The sequence below is a fragment of the Marinomonas mediterranea MMB-1 genome, from assembly GCF_000192865.1.
GTDB lineage: Bacteria > Pseudomonadota > Gammaproteobacteria > Pseudomonadales > Marinomonadaceae > Marinomonas > Marinomonas mediterranea.
In genome coordinates, this window is the sequence record NC_015276.1 from 1,005,865 (window position 1) to 1,029,870 (window position 24,006).

General features: G+C 42.5%; 19 protein-coding genes and 1 tRNA gene. 15 read left to right on the forward strand and 5 right to left on the reverse strand.

Features of this window, described 5'->3' with window-relative positions; all coding sequences use genetic code 11:
- Nucleotides 1–756 precede the first annotated feature (756 nt).
- Nucleotides 757–1,017, forward strand: coding sequence for a DUF5062 family protein (locus tag MARME_RS04650; RefSeq protein ID WP_013660099.1), 261 nt, complete (start codon nucleotides 757–759; stop codon nucleotides 1,015–1,017).
- A gap of 61 nt (nucleotides 1,018–1,078) precedes the next feature.
- Here the strand turns inward: MARME_RS04650 and MARME_RS04655 are convergent, their stop codons facing one another.
- Together MARME_RS04655 and MARME_RS04660 are read right to left on the reverse strand one after the other, a co-directional pair.
- Nucleotides 1,079–1,792: an SDR family NAD(P)-dependent oxidoreductase gene (locus MARME_RS04655; RefSeq protein WP_013660100.1), complete on the reverse strand. Its 714-nt coding sequence runs from the start codon at nucleotides 1,790–1,792 to the stop codon at nucleotides 1,079–1,081.
- Nucleotides 1,793–1,794: 2 nt separating this feature from the next.
- Nucleotides 1,795–2,181: a thiol-disulfide oxidoreductase DCC family protein gene (locus tag MARME_RS04660; RefSeq protein WP_013660101.1), complete on the reverse strand. Its 387-nt coding sequence runs from the start codon at nucleotides 2,179–2,181 to the stop codon at nucleotides 1,795–1,797.
- A 286-nt stretch (nucleotides 2,182–2,467) separates the two neighbouring features.
- Between MARME_RS04660 and MARME_RS04665 the strand changes: the two genes are divergently transcribed.
- From MARME_RS04665 to MARME_RS04695, 7 genes are all read left to right on the forward strand, one after another.
- Nucleotides 2,468–3,844 (forward strand): glycine--tRNA ligase, encoded by a 1,377-nt coding sequence (locus MARME_RS04665; protein WP_013660102.1) that lies wholly within the window; start codon nucleotides 2,468–2,470, stop codon nucleotides 3,842–3,844.
- Nucleotides 3,845–4,137: 293 nt separating this feature from the next.
- On the forward strand, nucleotides 4,138–4,659 hold the full coding sequence (locus MARME_RS04670; protein WP_013660103.1) for a hypothetical protein: 522 nt from the start codon (nucleotides 4,138–4,140) through the stop codon (nucleotides 4,657–4,659).
- A 4-nt stretch (nucleotides 4,660–4,663) separates the two neighbouring features.
- On the forward strand, nucleotides 4,664–5,818 hold the full coding sequence (locus MARME_RS21335; RefSeq protein WP_013660104.1) for a GGDEF domain-containing protein: 1,155 nt from the start codon (nucleotides 4,664–4,666) through the stop codon (nucleotides 5,816–5,818).
- A gap of 164 nt (nucleotides 5,819–5,982) precedes the next feature.
- Nucleotides 5,983–6,059 (forward strand) — tRNA-Ile (locus MARME_RS04680).
- Nucleotides 6,060–6,481: 422 nt separating this feature from the next.
- Nucleotides 6,482–7,633, forward strand: a complete 1,152-nt coding sequence (locus MARME_RS04685; protein ID WP_013660105.1) for a DNA cytosine methyltransferase — start codon at nucleotides 6,482–6,484, stop codon at nucleotides 7,631–7,633.
- Between the two features lie 99 nt (nucleotides 7,634–7,732).
- On the forward strand, nucleotides 7,733–9,685 hold the full coding sequence (locus MARME_RS04690) for a DUF262 domain-containing protein (protein ID WP_013660106.1): 1,953 nt from the start codon (nucleotides 7,733–7,735) through the stop codon (nucleotides 9,683–9,685).
- Between the two features lie 8 nt (nucleotides 9,686–9,693).
- Complete coding sequence (locus tag MARME_RS04695) at nucleotides 9,694–10,803, forward strand: AAA family ATPase (RefSeq protein WP_013660107.1); 1,110 nt, start codon at nucleotides 9,694–9,696, stop codon at nucleotides 10,801–10,803.
- A 30-nt stretch (nucleotides 10,804–10,833) separates the two neighbouring features.
- Here MARME_RS04695 and MARME_RS04700 read toward each other — a convergent pair whose 3' ends face one another.
- Complete coding sequence (locus tag MARME_RS04700; RefSeq protein WP_013660108.1) at nucleotides 10,834–11,781, reverse strand: IS30 family transposase; 948 nt, start codon at nucleotides 11,779–11,781, stop codon at nucleotides 10,834–10,836.
- A gap of 127 nt (nucleotides 11,782–11,908) precedes the next feature.
- Between MARME_RS04700 and MARME_RS04705 the strand changes: the two genes are divergently transcribed.
- Nucleotides 11,909–12,853 (forward strand): hypothetical protein, encoded by a 945-nt coding sequence (locus tag MARME_RS04705; RefSeq protein WP_013660109.1) that lies wholly within the window; start codon nucleotides 11,909–11,911, stop codon nucleotides 12,851–12,853.
- Nucleotides 12,854–13,266: 413 nt separating this feature from the next.
- Here the strand turns inward: MARME_RS04705 and MARME_RS04710 are convergent, their stop codons facing one another.
- A complete protein-coding gene (locus tag MARME_RS04710) occupies nucleotides 13,267–14,547 on the reverse strand; it encodes a DEAD/DEAH box helicase (RefSeq protein WP_148231000.1) in 1,281 nt (426 codons plus the stop codon).
- Nucleotides 14,548–14,744: 197 nt separating this feature from the next.
- Here MARME_RS04710 and MARME_RS04715 point away from each other — a divergent pair, with 197 nt between their 5' ends.
- Complete coding sequence (locus tag MARME_RS04715) at nucleotides 14,745–16,016, forward strand: FAD-dependent monooxygenase (protein WP_223295011.1); 1,272 nt, start codon at nucleotides 14,745–14,747, stop codon at nucleotides 16,014–16,016.
- Between the two features lie 73 nt (nucleotides 16,017–16,089).
- Nucleotides 16,090–17,010 (forward strand): DMT family transporter, encoded by a 921-nt coding sequence (locus MARME_RS04720; RefSeq protein ID WP_041647760.1) that lies wholly within the window; start codon nucleotides 16,090–16,092, stop codon nucleotides 17,008–17,010.
- Here the strand turns inward: MARME_RS04720 and MARME_RS04725 are convergent.
- Complete coding sequence (locus tag MARME_RS04725) at nucleotides 16,969–17,541, reverse strand: TetR/AcrR family transcriptional regulator (protein ID WP_013660113.1); 573 nt, start codon at nucleotides 17,539–17,541, stop codon at nucleotides 16,969–16,971. The two genes, MARME_RS04720 and MARME_RS04725, sit on opposite strands and share 42 nt — an antisense overlap.
- A gap of 96 nt (nucleotides 17,542–17,637) precedes the next feature.
- On the opposite strand from MARME_RS04725, the gene MARME_RS04730 reads away from it, so the two are divergent.
- The 4 genes from MARME_RS04730 to MARME_RS04745 all read left to right on the forward strand — a co-directional run bounded on the left by MARME_RS04730 (nucleotide 17,638) and on the right by MARME_RS04745 (nucleotide 23,812).
- Nucleotides 17,638–18,855 (forward strand): efflux RND transporter periplasmic adaptor subunit, encoded by a 1,218-nt coding sequence (locus MARME_RS04730; protein ID WP_013660114.1) that lies wholly within the window; start codon nucleotides 17,638–17,640, stop codon nucleotides 18,853–18,855.
- Between the two features lie 5 nt (nucleotides 18,856–18,860).
- Nucleotides 18,861–21,968: an efflux RND transporter permease subunit gene (locus MARME_RS04735; protein WP_013660115.1), complete on the forward strand. Its 3,108-nt coding sequence runs from the start codon at nucleotides 18,861–18,863 to the stop codon at nucleotides 21,966–21,968.
- Between the two features lie 496 nt (nucleotides 21,969–22,464).
- Nucleotides 22,465–23,334, forward strand: coding sequence for a DUF3100 domain-containing protein (locus tag MARME_RS04740; RefSeq protein WP_013660116.1), 870 nt, complete (start codon nucleotides 22,465–22,467; stop codon nucleotides 23,332–23,334).
- Entirely contained in the window at nucleotides 23,327–23,812 is a 486-nt protein-coding gene (locus MARME_RS04745) for a hypothetical protein (protein WP_013660117.1), read from the forward strand. Before MARME_RS04740 ends, MARME_RS04745 begins: the two co-directional genes overlap by 8 nt.
- Nucleotides 23,813–24,006 lie beyond the last annotated feature (194 nt).

Consider the following 24,006-nt stretch of genomic DNA (forward strand, 5'->3'; position numbering starts at 1 on the left):
TTATTGGTTTTAATAAAAAACCATCGTGATTCAGTAGGCGATAGTAATAATTTATTAAGACGGATTAAAGTTTGAAATGAATACAAATGTAAAAATATGTTTATGTATTGTAAGTAAAATTGAGGCCAGAAAGACTAAAGGTTTTCTTATAAAAACACAAATACTGTGTAAATATGTATCATTATGTAGTTTTGGAACTTTTGGTCCCTGAGTGCTTTTGTCAGATTTTACTTCCTAAAAAGGCCAAAGAATCGGCTTTATAAAGATGCTGGACTTCAACTGCATTAGGCGCAAATCTAGGTATAATGAATTGCTATATCCATTCTGACATTCGGATATGCCATTCATACCTTCCCTAGGGGAGGTGTGAATAAGCCCGCTGGCTTTAGCGTATAGATAACGCTTTTTTATTCGAGGCAATTGTCTGGACACAAGTGCCGCCGTCCAATATTGAGCATATTGGCAAGGATAGTTAACAAAGAATGAAAGAGTGTTTAGCGTACGTTCGGCAACTGCTCCTGCGTTGCCCTAACGATCTACATCCATGTAGGCCTCCTTTGGGTCTTTAAGAGACGCAGCCTATCTTCTTAAGAGTGGTTGAAAGGTATTAACATTCCTGTCCACTCTCGCCTTAAATAGTCTGTTATCTCTGATAAGACTGAAGCTCATAAGACTTATTCGTACCTTCCCTAGATGTTATCTATACAAACAAGGTATGCTTTGAGCTTCATCTAAGTGCATTCGGGATCATGCGTTATGAAAAAGGTAAAGAATGAAGCCGGGCTTGCTAAGAAAGCGCTCGAAGTAGGGGAAAAGTACGCGCTTAAGCGAGGGTTTGCTGGTTTTGCTACGACCATGTCAGCGAATCAGAAAGTGGAAGCCATTTATCGACTGCTTGTTCAAGACAAATTGATTGTGCCAGTACCACCAGATAAAGAAGATCTTTTAGCAATGAAACACAAACTAGCAATATGGATCCAAAAAAACTTACCTAAGGATGACCCGTTACTAAAGTGATTTCCCAAGCAGCTCTGTATTCCTAGAGCTGCTTTAAATAGAGCGGCTTTAAACAGAGCTGTTACCATTCAATCTTTTGGTTGTCCCAGTCAACGTACGACGCTTTTCCATCACAATGGGTGTTTTCTATTATATTAAGAGCCCGCTCGGCAACAAACTCCGGAGTAAACAAGGTGTAACTGGCCCGTGATTGAAACGGTTTAGACAGAGGTGTGTCTGTCATACCAGGGTGAAAGGCAATTAATTTCGATTGTATTATTCGACGTTTGTATTCTACTGAAAACGTTTTGATCATCATATTTAACGCGGCTTTTGAGGCCCGATAGCTATACCATCCGCCTAGCTCATTGTCTGAGATACTGCCCACTCTTGCACTGAACAACATGATTTTAATGTCGTCTAGCTTCTTACTAGCAATGGGAAGTAGGTATTTTAGCCACAAGGACGGCACCACCGTATTGGCTCTAAATAGACTCAACATCGCCTCTTCAGTTAGCTCACCTGCTTTTTTCTCGGGAAAGTAGTGATCGCTGTGCAACGTACCGTTACAGACAAAAACTCGAAGATGGGTATTTTTAAAGGTTAGCTGTGACGCGACGTGTTCGATGGAAGGCTCAGAGTAATCACACACAAATGAGACGACGTTTGAACTTGTCACTGTGATGGGTGATCGACTCACAAGGATTAGATCGTCGCATGCTTTCGCTGAAATCAACTTTTCTGAAATCGCATGGGCAATTGCGCTATTGGCTCCAATGATCAATGTACTGTACATCGCTATACATCACGCTTAATAGTACAGGTCGAACAACGCTTTTTCCCTGTGAAAAGGTAAGAAATAGTGTATCGGTGTTTAGCAAAAAATACATAAGCGATATCGGCTATTGGACGCACGAGAGGGAGTCGAAGCAGCTTTAGCCAACGATGTTTCCCAACTTGACGCCATACCGCATAAGTTGCATCTAACCCAGTGATTAATTGGCCCTCACTGTTAATAAGGTGCAACCGATTATTGGCCGCTTTCGGATCAATGTGCGGGTATTCTTCCATCTCGATGGCGTTGTGGATGTCAACAAAAGTAATGCGGCAATCAGTGTCATACTGACCTAATTGTGAGACTTCTGCTGTGCACAGCGGGCATAGGCTATCGTAAAAAAAGATCATGAAGTTAGGCGCTTTTTTAAGTCTTTCAATGAATGTTTCTGTTTGGTTCTTCCTTCTTTTACGCTTAAAGGGTGAATTCGGATTGATTTAAGCGCTGTCTTCTTACTCTTCGGCATTGAGCGAATATGAGTCACAGAGTACAATTGCTGCTCTGTACTGTGATCAGACCAATATGATCAGACCAATATGATCATATAAAAGTCACTGCACGAGCATCGATTTATATCCTGTCGCCGTGCAAGTTGTCTCTAATTACTATCAATGAAATTTATTAAGGTTGTTAAAAATGCCAGCTAAAACGATGGACGAACTAGTCTCCCTTTGTAAACGCCGAGGTTTTATATTCCAAGGCAGTGAAATCTATGGCGGTATGCAAGGGGCTTACGACTATGGTCCACTAGGGACTGAGCTTAAGAACAACCTAAAGAATGCTTGGTGGCGAGCAATGGTCTACGAGCGTGATGACGTTGAAGGCCTAGACGCTGCCATCATCCAAAACAAACACGTTTACAAATACTCAGGTCACGAAGATACCTTCACTGACCCAATGGTTGACTGTCACGAATGTAAATCACGCATGCGTGCTGACCACATGAAAGACATCAAAAAGTGTGATAATTGTGGCTCAGACAACGTAACTGAACCACGTGACTTTAACTTGATGTTTAAAACCAACGTCGGCCCGATGGTAAACGAAGACTCTTACACCTACCTTCGTCCTGAAACCGCACAAGGTATCTTTACCAACTTCAAAAACGTTGTGGACTCTACGTCACGCGCGTTGCCATTCGGTATTGCGCAAATTGGTAAATCTTTCCGTAACGAGATTACACCACGTAACTTCATCTTCCGTGTTCGTGAATTCGAACAAATGGAATTGGAATTTTTCTGTAAGCCAGGTGAAGACGAAAAGTGGCACGATTTCTGGGTAGAAACTCGTAAGCAATGGTGGTTGGATCAAGGTCTAACAGAAGAGAATATCCAATTCGAATACGTGACAGGGGATGACTTAGCGCACTATTCAAAATCCACTGTTGATATCTTATACAAGTTCCCACATGGTTTTGAAGAGCTAGAAGGCGTAGCAAACCGCACGGATTATGACCTTGGCTCTCACACTAAAGCGCAAGAAGAATTCGATCTTTCTGCAAAAGTGAAGAAGAACGAACATTCGACTGCGAAACTAGCCGTTCGTGATTTGGAAGCCAACAAATGGGAAGTGCCTTTCTGCATCGAGCCTTCTGCTGGCCTAGATCGTGGTATGTTGGCGATTATGACTGAAGCCTACACCGAAGAAGAGCTGGAAAATGGCTCGACTCGTACTGTGCTTAAATTCAAACCGCACCTAGCGCCGATCAAAGTGGCGATCCTGCCGCTGAAAAAGAACAAGCCAGAGATTGTTGCGCTTGCGAAAGAGCTTAAAAATAAGCTTCAGAAGCTGGGTCTTGGTCGTATTCTTTATGAAAACACGGGTAACGTCGGTAAAGGCTACCGTCGTCATGACGAAGTCGGCACGCCATTGTGTGTAACGGTTGACTTCGATTCGATCGAAAAAGACGACGCGCCAGTAACCGTACGTGATCGCGATACTATGGAGCAAGTGGCTATCCCTGCAGCAGAGCTTCCAGCGTACATTATTAACTACTTCGTTAATCAAGATTAGATTAATTAGACCCGTTCACACTGAACGACGTCCTTGATGCAAAGCCCTTATTCTTCATTGAATAAGGGCTTTTTGTATTAAAAAACTTAATTATTCCAAAAACATACGTAAATCCACTTTAATAGTAGAAAACGACTGTCATAAAAGGATATACTTCTTTTGTACACATTGTGTACAATATTTAGGCAGTGTTTTAGTTTGATTTCCTCTCGAAGCCGCTTTAACAAGACTTTTTTGGACGTGAATTGGACACCCTCAAGATAAAAGAGATGAAGCCCTTTAACGGAGTATCCATGTTTTCTTCTTTTCGGTACGGTTGTTATCTTATATTTACTTTCGCCATGATGCTTTGTTCTGTGTCCGCGCAAGCAGCGACCGTATCAAGAAGCACCATCATGCCGTCGGATAACCCGACTCCGATTCTAGTCGTCGGCACAAAATACACCGAAGCGTCACTCTCTTACGCCGATATAGAGTCTTTACCTTTCTTTGATACCAGTATGATCAAGCACTTTGATGGCCCAGAAGGGCGCTTCTCAGGCGTGTGGTTGAACGATCTACTTAAAAAATATGGGCTCTATAATGCTGAGCGCTTAAGGCTTGTCGCACATGACGGGTATGAAGTGTTTTTGAGTAAACAACAACGCGAGCAGAAACGCTACTTTCTCGCGACTCGTTTGAATGGCCATTTTCTATCGATTAATGAGCTTGGCCCTCTTATGGTCATAGTACCGGATGATGGTGGCGAAGAAGTCCGTGGGGACGTCTCGCACAGTCATTGGATTTGGGCTCTTAAACAACTTAAAGAGCAATAAGGGAATGGTTAAGTTATCGCGTAGCCCCAGAGCGATGTGGGCACTTTTTATTGTATTCTTTGGAATCTGCGCAGCCTCGCTTATGTATTTCCATAGTAAGTCTCGTTCTTTATTGGGCAGTAACTTTACCGCGCTCGCGATTGATGTTGTTCAATCCCAATACGATGCGCGTACCATCAATCAACAACAATCCTACCTAGAAAATGACTCTGAAAAATACGATGCGCTCGTGCTGACAGAGGCGCTTTATCGCCAAAACTATCGTATACCGCTTATCATTAATAAGCTCAAAAGAAGCGCGATTGAGAAAAGCCGATACGAACCCATGGTATTGGCACTGACGCAGATCAAAGGCCAGCTTGGCGACACCATAAACCAAGTCACGGCTCACGCAAATAACACGCTTTCTAACGAAGCGTTGCTGCAAGCGCTATATCCTATTGAGCTTGAAATAGCCTGGTCTTACAGTGAAATTCACAGTGCCGTTCAAAGAGTCTCATCGTTGGAAAAGCGCTTAACAAAAGGCCTGACCTTATTGGTTTGGGGGCTGTTTATTAGCATCATGTTGGTTATTGCCGTTTTGGTGTACGTTTTAACACGTTCGTTTAAACAGCAAGTCCTACTGGCGGCACAAAACCAGCTTGATGAACTCACAGGGCTGTACAACCGCCGCTACTTAATGAAAGAAGCGGGCAGCGCTCTCATAGAGAGTGATTCTAGTATTGGTCTTGCGATTATCGACTTAGACATGTTTAAAGTCGTAAATGACAAATATGGCCACCCAGTTGGAGACCGAGTTTTAAAGCATGTTGCGGAAATTCTTTCCTCAACCATGCAAGACGGCATTGTTGCACGGCTCGGTGGAGAGGAGTTCTGTTTGTTTTTTACTTCTCTGTGCAGTGAAAAACAGATCGAAAAGTGTGAGGAAATACGCTCTATCATAGAGAGAGCCGTGATTGAAGTTGATGATCTTAAACTGAAAGTGACTATTAGTATCGGCTTCTGTTACCGGAAACCGAATGAGCGAGTGGTGTTCTCCCAGCTTTACAACCAAGCAGATAGAGCCTTATACCTCGCGAAACAAAACGGCCGTAACCAAGTGTCTTGGCATGGTTGTGATGGTGAACTAGAAAAGAGTCCTGTGACAGATACTGCTTGATATCTCAGTGAAAATGGAAGATTGAGTTAGACGCAATCTTATTGATATTGAAAGATTTATTCAATAACACCCAAACAATGCTCAATAACTGCAAAATTATTAAAAACTCCTCACGGAACGCTTGGCAACAGCCTAACCTATGGCTATAATAGCCGCCACTTTTAGGGCCTGTAGCTCAGTTGGTTAGAGCATCCGACTCATAATCGGCAGGTCCCCAGTTCAAGTCTGGGCAGGCCCACCATATCAAATAAAAAAGCCCATCAGGTTTCTGATGGGCTTTTTTATTTTTCTAGTTTTGGATGTTCTAATAGTTGATCTAAGGGAGTTCATTTGAGAAATGTTAAACTCCTTAGAAAAACGTGATTAGCTCTAGTAGTTACTGAATATTTCACGATGTTTCTATGCCATTCAGAAAGATAGAAAATGCGTAATGATAGGTGCAAGTGTTTTGGTATCATTGTGATATTTTATCTTTATTTCAGCCATATGATTGATAGTATCGAGACTAAAGATTGTCTCGAATAATATTGTTGAGGAAGGTTTTAACAGTCCTCAGTAATTAGCTTTTTTAAGCTATGAGAGATAGGCTATCATCCGGCCTCTTTCGACAGTTTCAGCTAATGATACTAATTTAGAGTAGCGTAAGAGACTAAGGAAAATAGCTTGTTAACAACTACTTATACAGATAATACGATAACTAGCAAACGACCGATTATTTTTTCGTTTTTTGCAGGTGTGGGGTTTCTAGACCTTGGTTTCGAACGCTCGGGTTTTGATATAAGGTTTGTCAACGAGTTTTATAAGCCTTTCTATGATGCATACAAGTATTCTCGCCAAAAAATGAATCAACCTGAGCCTCTGTATGAGCATCACCTTGGCAGTATAGACGAGTTCTTAGCTGGCCCTCAAAAAATACGCCTAAAGCAGTATCTAATTGACGCCAAAAAAGATGGCTTGGTTGGCTTCATTGGTGGTCCTCCTTGCCCTGATTTTTCTGTAGCAGGTAAGAACCGTGGACGAGATGGCGATCATGGAAGGCTGACAGAATCGTATATCAATACAATTATCATGTATAAGCCTGACTTTTTTTTAGTTGAGAACGTCAAGGGTCTGATAACTAACAAAGAACATTTAGCGTTCTATAATGAGATGAAAGATAAGCTAGTAGCTGCGGGGTATATAATAACCGATAGGTTGAGCAATAGTATTGAAGTGGGCTGTCCTCAAGATAGAGAACGAATTTTACTATTTGGTATCAAAAAATCGAAGGTTAAGCGCAGTCAAAAAGATAAATTGACACAGAATTTTAATTGGAATGCCTACCTGAAATACGATGGTTCAGCTGTTCTTAAAAAATCTTTATGGCCGACCACTACTCCGTATACGCTTGATAGTGAGTTCCCTATTCCAAACTATATCGAGGATTTGAAAGAGTTAACTATTGAGCACTGGTTTAGAAAAAATGATGTTTATAACCACCCAAATGCAAAGCATCAGTTTAAACCTAAGTCTGGTCTGCCCAAAATGCAGAGAATTGCAGAAGGCCATGTGAGTGGTAAGTCTTTTAAACGACTACATAGGTGGAGATATTCTCCCACATCTGCCTACGGCAATAACGAAGTTCATTTGCATCCATATAAAACACGTCGTATATCGGTATCAGAAGCGCTTGCGATCCAGTCTTTACCTAAAGAATTTGAATTGCCTAATGATATGACTTTATCGAATATGTTTAAATCCATAGGGAATGGAGTCCCATTTTTAATGTCTCAAGCCATTGCTAACACTATTAATGACTTTTTGAAAAAGCTTTGACTATTATATAGGATTTTAAAGCTAACACATGTTGCTTATTTCACGCCTTGAGACACTATGCTAGCATAGTGTAAATACCTTTTAGTTATTTGGTGCCCTATGAATTTTGACGATTTGCTCAATGATATAGAACAGCTTATTAAGCTTCCGTTGAAAGCAATAACCGAAACAACAGCAGATATTACAATTCTTTCGATTGACCGAAAATCGGGTAGGTATGTTGTAAAGTCCGAAGATTCAAAACGAGAACTAAAGCGTAATATCCGTGAGTTAGAAGCAATTTATTTGGCTTTAACTAAAGATGGATATTGCAATGTAGAGCAAGCTTTACAAGGCTCATTTACTAGTAGGCATCAACCAGAAACCATCTTTGCCAACCTTCCTTATATTCAATACTTTAAGTTTGAAAGGCGTAAACACTTAGTTCTTCGCGAGGGGGACTTTCATTCTTTAGGTGTAACGCAAGAGCTTCCCTCAAGAGAACAACGCCAAATTCGTAGGACTTTGGCATTTAATAAAAATTTCAGTATAGGACTGTTAGCGTCCGAGCTTGATGAAACTCTGGCTAATCTAGACAATGAAATTCGATCGCTACACATTAAACAGCCAGGTTTTCTTGTTGACACGAATATTCGTAACGTGTTAGAAAATCTTACTAAGATCAATCAGTCTATTCAATCAGCTACAGTTTCTTTTGGTGGAAGTAATAGTGAAGGAAATGATAGTTCTACCGATCTAGCTAGGGATGTAGATTTTGATATGTCAGACCTTGTAGACCTGTCTTCCTTAACTGGAGTAGACGATGGGAGCGAATTAGATAGCGAAGAAGGTTTTGACGATGAGTTGGAAAATGAAGAAGACGATTCTGAGTTAATTGTTCCTAATATCCGGCGTCAAACACCAACCCTTTACGCTCTATATCAACGGCTTACATACGAAGAAATCGAGATACAGCCTGATTATCAGCGCAAAGACAGAATATGGAAAGATGAAAAAAAGTCGAAGCTAATTGAGTCTATTTTAATGGGGTTACCTCTTCCCATTTTTTATTTTGGCGAGCGTAAAAATGATAATTGGGTGGTTATCGATGGACTGCAGCGTATTACGACTGTTCAAGACTTTATGATGGGGGATTTCCCACTAAAGCTAGATAAAGACTCCCCAGTTTATGAGGCAAATGGTAAGTTTTTTACTGATTTTGACCGAAAGTTAACTCGTTTAATTAACGAATTTGAAATCACAGCTTATGTTATTGAAATGGAAGAAGAGCCTAAAGATAGTGGAAATGTAAACCAATTTATTATAGAACTCTTCCATCGTATAAATACTTATGGCGTAAAACTGAGTGAACAAGAGATTCGATCTGCAATTAACTTTGGTAGTAGTGTATTTTATTTGAAATTTCTTGCATCTAGTAGCACATTTATCGCAGCGACAAATAATACTGTTAATCCAAAACGTCAAAAAGACTTGAAAGTGTGTTTAAGTGGGTTAGCTTTTTTGATTTTTGGATATAAAAATTTTAGAAGTTCAAAATATGATGATTTTCTAAATAAAACTATGAATTGGATTAATTCTCAAAACTTCCAAAAAATAACTAACGAAAATGACGAAGTTGATTATAAGTCTGAGTCACCGGCTATTGTGTCCTTGACATCCCGATTTGAATCTAGTCTAAATTATAATTTGGAGTTGTTTGGTGAAAGTGCTTTCAAAAAAAATCGGAATCAAAATAGAAAAGAACCTGTAAGTAAAACGCTTTTTGAAGTGCTCGTCACTCTATTTGCAAATATTAATGAGAAGCAAAAAGAAATTATACGAGAGAAGAAAGATAAATTTATTGATTGTTTATATGATGCTATTCAAAATGATTCAAAAGAATATGCAGAATGGATGAGTCCAGTTTATCAAAACTCAGATCGAGGTTTACATTATGCTCTTTCAACTTCGACAGGTAAGAAAGTTACGATTAACTATCGATTTGAAGCAATAATGAATATTCTGGAAGAAACTACTGGATGCATAATTAATATACAACCTATAGCTCATTAGGAATAAAAATGATATCAAGGATAGAATTGAAGAATTTTAAATGTTACAAGCGTCAGAATTTCGACCTTGGAAGTTTAACTGTTTTTTGTGGTAATAACTCTGTAGGAAAAAGCACAGCGATTCAAGCCTTGGCTATTCCTTTTCAAAGTAAATTTAACACTCAAGCCCAACTCAATGATAATTTAGTAGAACTCGGAACTGTAAAGGATATATTTTCTACTCATGCAGGGGAGGATGATTTTCTAAAAATTTCTTTCTTTTTTGAAGAAAATAAGTGCTCCTGGGGATTTGATAATAATATCGAACAAGGAAGTTTAAAAAATCATTTGTTGAACAAGCAAATGGAGGTAGATTCTTCGAAATTATCAGATCATTACTTTTTAGATAAAGGTTTTCAGTTTTTAAAAGCAGAACGGTTTGGTCCGCGCTCTTATTTAGAAAATAGTCATGATGAATCGATTCGTTACTGGCTAGGAGCCCAGGGTGAGTATGCTTATGAAGTGCTTACTGACCTAACTAACAATGGTGAACGCTTATCTCCAACTGACAAACGAATCCTAAAAGATGATGAAGGTCCTACTATCAGACGTAATATCATCAACTGGATGGCCGAAATTTCTCCGGGGTTTAACTTTGAGTCCGACACTATCAATAATGCGGAAATTAGCCATGCTCAATTTCAGGCGTACGGTTCACGCAAAACTAATCCTGTAAATATGGGGTTTGGTCTAAGTTATTCGTTAGGAATTGTTTGTGCGTTATTACTTACGAAGCCTGGCGGTTTAGTCGTTATCGAGAACCCAGAAGCTCACCTTCATCCAAAAGGGCAAAGTTATATAGGTCGATTAATAGCTAGGGCTGCTTTGGCTGGTGTGCAAGTAATTATAGAGACACACAGCGATCATTTGCTTAATGGTATACGAGTTGGAGCTCGATTGGATCATGACTACAACACTGGTAGTTTTAAAGTTTACTATGTTTCTGGTGTTCAAAATAATGAAAGTAACGTCGAAGAAATAAGCATAGGAGAGAATGGCCAGTTATCTTCATGGCCAGATGGATTTTTTGATCAACAAGCTTACGATCTCAAGACATTAATGAAAGGGAAAGAAGCCTGAATTCAAGTTCGAAGTGCGACACTTTTCATTTCAAGCCGCTAAGCACATCTCTTTAAATACGACTGCTGGCTGCTTAAACCCTAAACACTTCCTTGGGCGATAGTTGATTCTCGTCATCGCCCAGTGAATCATGTCATCTTCAATCTCTCTTAAATCTGTTCCTTTACGCACATATTGCCTTAAAAGACCGTTACTGTTTTCGTTCGCGCCACGCTCCCAAGAGCTATAAGGGTGGGCAAAATAGACTTTGGTATCCAGCGCTTCTGCAATCTTAGCGTGATGAGCAAATTCTCTACCGTTATCTGCTGTAATCGTATGTACGTGATCTTTAAAGGGCATTAACAACTCTATTGTCGCTTGAGTGACATCTACGGCAGACTTTGAATTCACTTTCTTTATCAAGTAAAAACGCGTCGTTCGCTCAAGTAGCGTGACAATCGAGCCTGTTCCACTTTTACCTAAAACCGTGTCTATCTCCCAATCTCCAAAACGTTTTCGCGTATCGACAATATCAGGACGCTCCTCTATGGATACAGCGTTCTTTATAACTTCATCTTTTGTTCGTTTGCCTTTTCGATAGCGCTTATGACCCTGCCTTAAGTGTCGGTAAAGTATTCCTTTGCGCCTTTTATCATCATGAATGTATTGATAAATCCACTCATGACTGACTGGAACGCCACATAGCCTCAATACGTTAGATACTTGCTCTGGACTCCAGTCAAACTCAATAAGAGTCCGTATATAATTGATCGTTTTTGTTGGTATTCGATACTTTGCAGACCTCTTTCGTCTTGTTAGACAAAGAGTGTGTGCTTCCTTAGGGCAATAGCGTTTTGCTTGCCTGTTACGCTTTAATTCACGATAAACCGTGGCTTTATGACACTTAATGGCATTGGCTATATTGGGCACTGACATTTTTTGTTCTAAAAGAGCGGAAATCTGGTATCGTTTCCCTTCGGTCAACTGCTGATAATTCATGTTTGTACTGCTTGTTTTTGTGGTGAAAAGAAGTGTACCAACTTCAGCAGTTGGCTTCTTCTACACCTGTCTTGCAGTGTCGCACTTATTATCAGAATTTAGGAGTAATTGACATAGGGAAACGAAAATGACTGATGCTGCCAAAGTCTATTTATCATTATACAGCGTCGATTGCCTTAGTTCAGCTACTAGATATGAAGATGTAGACAATATAGTTGCATGCCTTAAAGAAACCTTGACTCTTTATGATCGATCAAAAAATGTCCACATTGAGTGTCCTAATGACTTATTTGAATTTGGTGATATAGGCTCATCACTAGGTGATAGATTACTTGATATCCTAGATGATAATTGGGATTATTATCTATTTTATTTAGCGGAGATAAATAAAATAGTGTTAGGATACGTTAAACACAATAACACAGAATGTTTAATTTTTTTAATTAAGAATCAACTAATCGATCTTCCTAGACATTATGCATTTGTAATATCAAACAAGTATCAATGGCCAGATATAGTCATGGATCAACATACAACTTCTTGGAAAGATACTCTTAATAAAAACTCGAAATTTATTTCTGATAGTAACGGAAATGTTGATAACTTTATTGCATGGTCTGAAATGAACTATGAATATATTGATTTTCATCCAGATTTAAAAAACACTCTTTCAACGATTCAGGTGGGAACCTATATTGACTATCAATCTCAGCTATCACATTGCTTGAATACTTTAAATCAGTCCTATCACCTAATTTCCAATGATCCTAACAAAAATCAAGAAGACCTCAACGTAATTTCAGCATATTCACATACACTTGGAAATAGCTTAAGTTGTACTAGACAAGCGAAGAATAAAGTTTCTGCGATTTTCAGTCCCCCTCCTTTAGTGGCTTCTTCTGAGTTTGAAGAGATAAATTGTGAGTATCATCTTAAAATTGACACGGATGATAATGGAAATCGAATTCCACATGGAAAAGGCAATCCAGTTCGAGTTTATTTTGGTTTGAAGACATATAAAGAATACGAACGAAAGCAAATCAAATTAGCTCATATGGGTAAACATCTATAAAAAATTAAAATTTTCTTTGTTTAATATATTAAAGTAAAAGCCCTCTAAACAGATTCATCACTTATTATCTGGATTAAGGTCTAGGCTTTTAGAAAGTGTTTCTTAGATATCTATAGTAACCGACATATTCTTGCCGTCTTGTTCGCGCTTGGAAACTTAATGCGAGTCGACCAAATGATACGATTTTCACGGGGTTAATCGGTCTGTCGACTCCAAAAAAGTGGGAGTAAAAATCCCAAAATGGTGCCTAAAGCGCACGAAATTTATGTTTATAGAACGCAAATGCAAAACTTCAACGCTGAGCGACTAATAGACTGAGTTATTCATAGGTTCCCTTAAGCTCGACTGAGATTGGTCTATACGTGAAAGGTAGTCGTGAAACACTTCATGGAGTGTTATTTAGGTTTTCGTTTCTACTTTTTCTTCCTAACCGCAAACGGGTTACTTCTTAGTCCGTCGTTTGGCTTGTCTGCCAGTGTTGGTTTTTTCTCTGCGGTTTTCTTTGCATCTTTTTTCGATTTGGTCGGTTTGGCTTTGGCTTTTCGTTGCAGTGGGATGTCGTGGTCTGGGTGAAAACCATCGATGTATTTACGGGTGATTTTCTTTCCTGTGAGAGCTTCGATGTCTAACAAGGCGTCGAACTCGTCTGCGCTGGCGATGGAGAAGGCTTGTCCTGCGTGCCCTGCACGGCCAGTACGGCCAATACGGTGGATGTAGTCTTCAGAGACTTTAGGTAAGTCGTAGTTGATCACCAGCGGGAGGTTTTGAATATCGATACCACGTGCGGCAACGTCGGTTGCGACGAGTATTGAAATCTCGTTGTTTTTAAACTGATCGAAGACGTGTATACGCTCGTCTTGTGTTCTGTCGCTGTGCAGCGCGCCAGCGCTGATTCCATCTTGGTTTAATGCTTGCGCAACTAAGTCGGCGTTCTTCTTCGTGTTGGTGAAGACAATCACTTGGGCATGCGGTTTACGATTAAGCAGCTCCAGCAGTAGCTCGGTTTTACGTTTTTTATCGACCGGATGCAGCCATTGGTTTATGTTCGGCTTGGCCGCGGCTTTTTGGATCGTCGTCACGTCTTTAGGTTGGTTCAGTATCTTCTTTGCCAGTTTTTTGATTGGCGGCGCGAAGGTCGCTGAAAAGAGCAGTGTTTGGCGTTGTTTCGGAAGTGCCTGAATAATCTGGTCAAGCTCCTTGGCGAAGCCAAGATCGAGCAACCTGTCGGCTTCATCCAATACCAAATGCGTGAGCGAATCAAAAAGTATGTCACCTCTTTGATGCAGGTCTAACAATCTTCCCGGCGTTGCGACTAAAATGTCAGAACCGCGCTTAAGGTATTTTCGTTGAGGTAAGACACGCACTCCGCCGAAAATGACTTGATGGCGTAAGGTAAGGTGTTCGTTAAACGCTTTGATATTGGCGTTTAATTGAATCGCTAGCTCTCGCGTTGGCGCAATGATTAAGCAACGTACGTGATTCGGTTTGGCCTTTTCGCCGTCTTTTAGGGCTTGCAAGATAGGCAAACAAAATGCCGCTGTCTTACCTGAACCTGTTTGGGCGGTGGCGATTAAGTCATGCCCTTGCAGTATTTCAGGGATGGCTTGCTCTTGTATCGACGTTGGAGCTGTCAACTCAAGCGTGTCTAATGCGCTAAGAATCTCTTGGTCTAAGCCGAATTTCGAAAATGTCATAGAAGATTGAATCACTTTTGTAAGGTATGCTTGCGCTTCGCTTGAGAAGCCTTTGCTAAAGGAGGCTGCAAATAAGCTCACGTATTTCAGTGTGCGGCTTTGCCTGTATCATTGGCAGCGTCTTTAATTGCGGTATTCTACCGTGTCGAGCGCCGTAAACATAGAATTGGGTTAGATTGTTTAAAGAATAAGTGACTTTGAGAGACCTAGCGCGCAGCCGTCGTGCGACGGCCTCTTTGAGTGAGAAGGGGCTCTTTGAGCCAGACAGTATTAAGAAGCATAAACATATGGTGAAACGAGTCGTTATTTCAGGCGCAGGTATCGGTGGTTTAGCGACGGCGCTTTCGTGCGCTAAGCAAGGCTTTGATGTGACCGTGTTGGAGCAGGCCAAAGAGATTAAGGAAGTGGGTGCAGGGCTACAAATGAGCCCGAATGCCATGAAAGTCCTGCAAGCGCTGGATGTCTCGGAGCGGTTGGCCAGCGTGTCTTTTTCTCCTGAATATGCGGGGATACGCCACTATCAGACCGGCGCGTACTTTTTGAAGTCTCCGTTAGGGGAGGCTGCTGTGCATCGCTACGACGCGCCATATTGGCATTTGCACCGAGCGGATTTAATCAGCGTCTTGTACCAAGCTTGCTTAGAAAACCAAGTTGATATCAAGCTAAACACGCAGGTGACAGGTTACCAAAACCAGCCTAAGCAGGTTGAAGTACAGACAAACCAAGGTAAGATAACGGCCGATATTTTAGTTGGGGCAGATGGTATTAAGTCCACAACCCGCCAAGCGATGAAAGGCGAAGAGGCGGTTGAGTTTACTGGCCAAGTGGCTTGGCGCGGTACGATCAATACCAAGCAACACCCTGATTTACATATACCACCCGAAGCGTGCGTATGGGCGGGGCCTGCTAAGCATTTAGTGACTTACTATCTGCGAGGTGGGGATTTAATTAATTTTGTGGCGGTTGAGGAAAAAGCAGACTGGCAACATGAAAACTGGCGTCAGGAAGGCGATATTAACACGCTAAGAGCGTCGTTTTCTGGTTGGCACCCAACGGTGACAAAATTATTAGAAGCCTGTGATGAAAGCTTTATATGGGCATTAAACTCGCGCCCTCAGTTGGATTCTTGGCGTGATGGTCGCGTGGTTTTGCTTGGTGACGCTTGTCATCCAATGCTACCCTTTATGGCGCAAGGCGCTGCAATGGCGATTGAAGATGCTTATGTGCTGTCAAAAAGCCTAAAAGAGCACGGTGATGACATCGGTCTGAATCATTATCAAGACGCTCGTATACCAAGAACGCGTGCTATTCAGGCTATGTCTAAATCGAACACGTCCTTGTTTCATATGCACGGTGGCGCTGTGGGCGCATTGCGTTTGAACGCGGTACGTTTGGCAACTCGATTCATGCCTTCGGTTGCGAATACGAAGCTTGACCCTGTCTATGGGTACGATGCGACAAAAGTGTAACGTTAAATACAGAGAGGCCGTCGCTTGCAATGTTGCGCAAAGGCCTCACAGAAAATAAAAATCATAATAAAGGATGGTGTGTTTGACTAAAGGAGCCTCGTTAAAAGCTGAGTTAATCTTAGTGTTGGTGACCATTCTTGCGGCTTTCGGTTGGATTTTTTCCAAAGAATCGTTGCATGAACTGCCCCCTTTTTTCTTTATTTCTACCCGGTTTATATTAGCGGGTTTTATTCTGACGCTTGTGGCTCCCAAGTCTGTGTTAGGGATGACTCGAATTGATTGGAAACATGCCAGTTTCGTTGGCGGTTTAATGGGATTGGCGATGATGTTTTGGATAACCGGCCTTGACCAAATTCAAAATATTGGTGTTGGAGCGTTTATCAGTAGCCTTGGTGTGGTGTTTGTGCCTTTGGTCGCTCGGCTTATTTTTAAAGACTCGTCGTCAAGAAGTATTTGGTTTGCGTTGCCTATTGCGGTTATCGGGCTCGGGTGTTTGTCCTTAGGAAGCGTGCAGTCAGCGATTGGTTTTGAGTTTGCTCAACTTTATTTTTTGGTCGCCGCGTGCTTTTTAGCGCTGCAATTTACGTTTCTGTCTAAGCTGACGGCCTCGATCAATTCATTTGGGTTAACCGCGGTACAGTTGATGGCAACAGGTGTGATGATTTTAGTGGTCTCTTTGTTGACGGAAGAGGTGCCAGCCACCGTGTCTTTGTCAACATTAGGTTGGTTCTTTTCGAGTGTGTTCATCGCCACGACACTGCGTTTTTTATTGCAAACCTATGCAATGAGTTTGGCGTCAGCGAGTCATGCGGCCATTATTATGAACTTAGAACCTGTCTGGACAGCTGTGTTTGCTGTATTTTGGTATTCTGAGAGAATGACAAGCTGGCAGTTGTTGGGTTGTACTTTCGTGTTCATTGCTATGCTGGTGGCTAAATGGTCCGCTGTAAAGTCATTTATTAGAAAAAATGAAAGAAAGCGTTTCTTTCATTAAGGTTTCAAAGTCGTCCGAATAGGGGGCGTCATGTAAATAAGCGCGATTCAATATCCCCTCTGTTAATGTTACCAATAGTTCAACTTTTGGCGCTGCTTGCTCCCGCGACATGCCATACTTTTGTTTCATGATGGTGAGTGACTGTTCTCGTAATACTCTGTGAGAGTGTTGGCAAATTTCTGCAATTTTGGGGTTACGGGCCGCTTCGGCGTTAATTTCCGCGTTGATGATTCGATAATCAACGAGTTCCTTATCCGGTGTTTCTAAAAAGGTATTCAACCACTCTTCTTGATCAAGAAAGGCGTCGAGGTAGGTTAAATGTGTCTGCGTTTGGCGCTCTACTAAAGCACAGATAATGTCATCTTTATGGGCAAAGTATCGGTATATTTGCCCGACGCTCAAAGAGGCCGTTTTGGCGACCTCGTTCATGCTGGCTTTATGGAAGCCTTTGGTTAAAGCATTTTTGACCAATGCATCGATGATCACATCTCGACGGTTCGGCTCGTCGACTAAAGACTTATTAGATTTCATTTTTTTACACGTTTCTCTGTATTTTGATCCAGCGCATTCGATTATATTGAGAATGAACGTTCATTCTCATACGGCATTGATAGGAAGATAGCGAGCATGTTGTCAAAATTCAAATTAATCTCAGGTGCATTGGCTGTTTCTTTGATCTTGGTCGGGTGCCAAGAGTCCTCAACGGACAAGGACGCCAAGGTTGGAAGTAAAGCAGCGCCGAGCGCACCAAAGGCGGTGGATGTTGGTGTCGTGCAAATTACGCCTCAATCTATTGAATTAACGTCCGAACTTCCTGGCAGAACGAAATCCAGTTTGGTCGCTGAGATCCGACCTCAGGTAGGCGGTATTATTGAACGTCGATTCTTTGAAGAAGGTCAAACGGTTCAAACTGGGGATGTATTGTATGAGATTGACGACTCTACTTATGTGTCCTCTGTAAAGCAGGCGCAAGCGTCGCTTGAAAGTGCCAAAGCGAGCTACACATCGACGAAGCAAACCTATGAGCGTTATAAAACACTGAGAAAGCGTAATAACGTATCGCAGCAAAATCTAGATGACGCGAAAGTCGCGTATCTAGAAGCATTAGCCAATCAGAAGAAAGCGGAGGCGGCGTTAGAAAGCTCTCAAATAGATCTTGAACACACTCAAATCACATCGCCTATTTCTGGTCGAGTAGGCATTTCAGAAGTCACCGTTGGGGCATTGGTGACGGCCGCACAATCAACCACGCTCACCACGGTTCGCTCACTTGATCCTATCTATGTTGATTTGTCTCAGACCAGTGTCGATCAGCTACGCGTCCGTAATCTACTTTTGCAAGACGATGTGACGATAGGGTCGCAAAAAGTCTCACTGACGTTAGAGGATGATTCGACTTATCCTTATGCTGGGCAATTGAAAGCCCGTGAGATAAACGTCGATGAGTTAACGGGCAGTGTGACATTGCGAGCAGAGTTTCCAAACCCCGACGGCTTGTTGTTACCGGGTATGTTTGTCCGAGGCAAGATTAATGACATCGACCATTCCAAAGCGCTGCTTGTCCCTCAACAAGGTGTCAGCCGTGACCTAAAAGGAAAGCCCATTGCTTTCGTGGTAAACGCGCAAAACAAAATCGAAAAACGAGTACTGACAACAGAGCGTGCGCTGGGTAATCAATGGTTGGTTGTTAAGGGCATCAATGCTGGCGATCAGGTCGTCGTTGAGGGAACCGCAAAAATTCGTGCAGGCAGTCTGGTGAAAGCCGTTCAACTGCAAATGGATAAGCAAAGTGGTGCTATGGTCGCAGTAAATGAAGCGACATCGACGCAGCCGCAAGGAGAATAAGAGCGATGTTAGCGCAATTCTTTATAAACCGTCCGGTCTTTGCTTGGGTTATATCGATCGTTATTATGCTGGCGGGGGCGTTTGCCATTACCCAGCTTCCCATTTCACAATATCCTAATGTCGCGCCACCAAGCGTCAAGATCAGTGCTACTTACACTGGGGCGTCTGCTGAAACCGTAGAAAACAGTGTGACTCAGATATTAGAACAACAGTTAACCGGTTTGGACGGGTTGCTGTATTTCTCCTCTTCGAGCAGTTCGACAGGTCGAGCCAGTATCAATGTGGTGTTTGAACAAGGAACGGATGCAGACACAGCTCAAGTCCAAGTTCAGAATAAAATTCAGCAAGTGACCTCTAGCTTGCCGACGTCAGTTCAGCAACAAGGTGTTTCAGTCAGTAAATCTCAAAGTGACTTTCTATTGATTGCCGCGTTGTACGACGAAACGGATACGGACACCGCCAGCGATTTATCGGATTACCTTATTACCAGTATTCAAGACTCTGTCTCCCGAATCGAAGGTGTGGGTAGCGTTCAAGTATTCGGTTCAGAATATGCCATGCGCATTTGGTTGGACCCGCTTAAGCTTGCATCTTACGGATTAATGCCTTCCGACGTTTCTTCCGCGATCAGTGCTCAAAATACACAAGTTGCGGCGGGTAGTCTCGGGCAAAGGCCTTCTCCTGTGGGGCAAGAGTTAAACGTGACGGTCACGGCACAATCCAAACTGCAAACGCCTCAAGAATTCCGCGATATCATTTTGAAATACGATGATAATGGTGCAACGGTACGTTTGAGTAATGTCGCGACGGTTGAGCTCGGTAGCGAAAGTTACGACTATGTGCCTCGTTTAAATCGTCACCCCGCTTCCGGTATGGCCGTTATGCTGGCGCCGGGCGCGAACGCATTGTCGACGTCGGAATTGGTGAAAGCGAAGCTAACCGAACTGGCTCGTAACATGCCCGATGGTTATAAAATCTCTTTTCCTAAAGACAATACCGCGTTCATAAAAATCTCCATCGAGGAAGTGGTTAAAACACTTTTCGAAGCCATCGCCTTGGTGGTGATCGTGATGTTTGTGTTCTTGCAAAGCTGGCGTGCGACCTTGATTCCCGCCATTGCCGTACCGGTCGTTTTGTTGGGTACGTTCGGTGTGTTGCAAGTCTTTGGTTACTCGATCAATACATTGACCATGTTTGGCATGGTGTTGTCGATCGGCTTGCTGGTGGACGATGCCATCGTCGTGGTCGAGAACGTGGAACGGGTCATGGAGGAAGACAAGCTCTCTCCCCGCGAAGCGACGATTAAGTCTATGAAAGAAATCACCAGTGCGTTAATCGGTATTGCTGTGGTGTTATCGGCGGTATTTTTACCCATGGCGTTCTTTAGTGGATCAACGGGTGTTATTTACCGTCAGTTTTCCATTACGATTGTGTCTTCAATGATATTGTCCGTTATCGTTGCTTTAACACTCTCCCCAGCACTTTGTGCGACTTTATTGAAACCAAATCATCATGCCGCCAAAAAAGGCTTAGGTGGACTGTTCAATCGAAGCTTCGATTGGGCGACAGGACGTTATTCTGGTCGTATCGCTAAAGTGGTGAAACAGCCAGTTCGCTGGCTCGTTCTGTATGGCATTATCATTGGTGGCTTGTGGGCAATGATGGGAAATCTTCCTGGTGGCTTTTTACCGCAAGAAGACCAAGGTGACATCATGGTTATGGTGAGTTTGCCAGAAGGAGCGTCATTGACCCGTACCAGCGATGTGATGAATGAGGTGGAAGATCACTTCCTGAACACCGAAGGTAACTATGTAAAAGACATTTTTACCATCAGCGGCTTCAACTTTATGGGCAGTGGACAAAATGCAGGTATGGCGTTTGTTCTTCTAAAAAATTGGTCAGAACGTCAAAATCCAATGGCCAGTGCGCAAGCCATTGCGGGTCGCTCTTGGGGGGCCTTTGCTGGACTAAGGGATGCTCAAATTTTCACCTTGCTCCCACCTTCGATTATGGGCTTGGGGCAAAGCAACGGTTTTACCTTCCAGCTTCAAGCATCGGGTAATACGGATCGAGCGACCTTGATTGCCATGCGTGACAAGCTGTTGGCCGATGCCAATGCGAGTAGCATTCTGACAGGTGTGAGGATGGGATCACAAACAGAGAAGCCGCAGTTGCACATAGACATCGACCAAGAAAAAGCCTCGGCATTAGGTTTGTCAATGAGCGACATAACCACAACCATTTCGTCGGCGTGGGCAGGATCCTATGTAAACGACTTTATCGACCGAGGACGCGTCAAAAAAGTCTATATCAAAGGGGACGCGCAATATCGCTCTGATCCTGATGACTTACAGCATTGGTATGTACGTGGTAGCGGTAATACGATGACGCCATTTTCTGCCTTTTCTGACAGCAATTGGACGTACGGACCGAGTAGTTTGTCTCGTTTCAACGGGTTGGCTTCTTATCAAGTTCAAGGTGCGGCTGCGAACGGCGTGAGTTCCGGTGCCGCAATGGATGAGATGGAGAACTTGGCGGATCAGTTGCCAAAAGGCGCGTCTTACGCTTGGAGTGGATTGTCCTATCAAGAGCGTCAGTCTAGTGGGCAAACACAGATGTTGTACGCCATTTCTATTCTGGTTGTGTTCTTGTGTTTGGCGGCCTTGTACGAAAGCTGGACGGTTCCCTTCTCGGTCATCATGGTGATTCCGTTAGGGGTGCTTGGTACTGCGGCTGCGGCGTATCTAAGAGGCTTGGAAAATGATGTGTATTTTCAAGTCGCGCTTTTGACTACGATCGGGTTGTCTTCAAAAAATGCGATCTTGATTGTCGAGTTTGCCGAAGAAGCGTATCGACGTGGCGCAACAGTATGGGAAGCGGCCAAAGAAGGCGCAACCTTGCGATTACGTCCAATTATCATGACCTCGTTGGCGTTTATCGTTGGTACTTTACCGCTTGCTCTTTCGACTGGAGCTGGGGCGAACAGTCGTATTTCCATCGGTTCAGGCATCGTTGGGGGTACCTTAACCGCGACGTTATTGGCGATTTTCTTTGTACCTTTGTTTTTCGTTGTGGTGCGTCGCTTGTTCCCGAAACGTCCTGAACATCTCTAGGCGTTTGTTTATCGTCTAGCGTTTATCATTCTAAGTGGATCGTAAAAAGCCCAGAAAAGCCCATAGCAATTTGGGCTTTTCTATTTCCCAATCAGACCTTTTAGACGTGATTAGCGTCGTGTCGTAAGACCTTTTTGTTATATGAAATTGTATAAGTAGAACTTTTTCGAACGTTAAGCCATGCTAAATGGATTGGGCGTCTATTTTTTCAGCAATGATAAACTGTCCTTATGCTTCTTTTTAGTGCGAGAAACCTTCTGTTTTTAAGTGCGAAATGTTTCCTTCTATTTAAGGAAACAGGTGAGAACGAAAATAAAACTGAGCGTGTGTGCTGTGATGGTGCAAATATACGCGCTAGGTGCAAGGGGGTGTATTCTCTGATTATTAGAAGTCGGGATTCTATGTTGCTTTTTAGGCAACACCGATGCCCTTAAAAGACAACCGAAAAAAGCGTTCTATGAAAGTGTCATCAAGTTGAAACAACTGGAGTCACAAAATGAACGCACAATCCCCAATATCATTATTATTAAACTGGAGATTGCACTTAATCGTTATTCTTTTTTCCGCTATTGCGGAGTGGATAGGTATTCAGAGCATCCCCATTGCCAACGCAAAACTTCTGTTTTTGCCGTTATTTTACTCATTTATTTTTTGTCTTTTTCTAAATCCAAACATTATTGGATCAGCTCAAAAAGTCATTAATAAAAAGAACGCGGCAATTGCTGCGCCCATCATTAGTATCGCAATTCTTCCTTTCATTGCTAAGTTCGGCACATTAATCGGCCCTGCTATTCCAAAGATTATGGATGCTGGTGCGGCTATGGTTCTGCAAGAGTTGGGTAACCTAGGCACAATGTTGATTGCAATGCCTATTGCGGTATTGGTTTTCAAAATGGGGCGTGAGGCAATAGGAGCAACGTATTCTATCGCACGAGAGCCAAATATCGCGCTGATCTCTGACCGTTATGGTCTTAAGAGCAGTGAGGGGATTGGTGTGATGGGTGTCTACGTCATGGGTACATTATTCGGTACGTTATATTTTGCACTTCTTGCTGGTTTTCTTGCATCGACAGGGTGGATTGATATTCGAGCGTTAGCGATGGCCTGTGGTGTAGGCAGTGGCAGTATGACGGCGGCTTGCTCTGGTAGCTTGGCAGCGTCAATTCCAGATATGAAAGAAGAGATTTTAGCGTTTGCGGGAGCGAGTAATCTCCTTACCAATGCGACGGGCCTTTATATTGCGATATTTGTTGCTTTGCCCTTTGCGGAATGGTTTTACAAGAAGCTTTCCAGTCAACAAACACGGGCTTTGGACACACAATCGAAAGCAGACCAATCTTCGGATGAGGTAAGTAAAAATGCTTGATCAATCTGTTAATCGTAACGGCAGTGAAATGCCAGAAGAAGTGACGCTGAATCTGAAAGAAAGTGCTTTGACTTTAGTGGCTGTTTCATTCGTCAGCTTGTTTGCCAACTGGGCGGGGACTGGGGTTAATCCTCTGCAAGCTTTGCCTGCTATGTTGATTTTGTACGCGATGATTTTCATTGGGCTGCTATTAACTAAGTACGTTCCAATTCGTTTTCCGACCGTTGCTTGGGTGTCTCTTATCAGTGTATTGCTGACGATTCCTGCGTCGCCTTTATCCGGTTTCATTCTAGGTGAGTTAAAAGAGCTGAACTTTCTTTCCATTGTGACGCCTGTGCTTGCGTATGCCGCGATGGCGATTTCGAAAATGGAAGTAGCCGTATTCAAGCGATCTGGCGTTAAAATTGTGGTGATCTCACTACTGGTTTTTACAGGCACTTATGTCGGATCTGCACTGGTAGCAGACGCATTTCTATAACCTTTAAAGAGACGTCCACTAAGGTTAAAAATGCACTTAATTATTCAGAATAAGCAGGGACGCTGTTCTGTAATTTAAATCAATTTCTCTCATTTGTTGCTTTTATGGCAACGATAATCTTCCTCTCTTGTTATTTTAAAAATCGTAACAACTGCCATCATAAAAGCATCAAATGAGTCTGTAGGTATCTATTT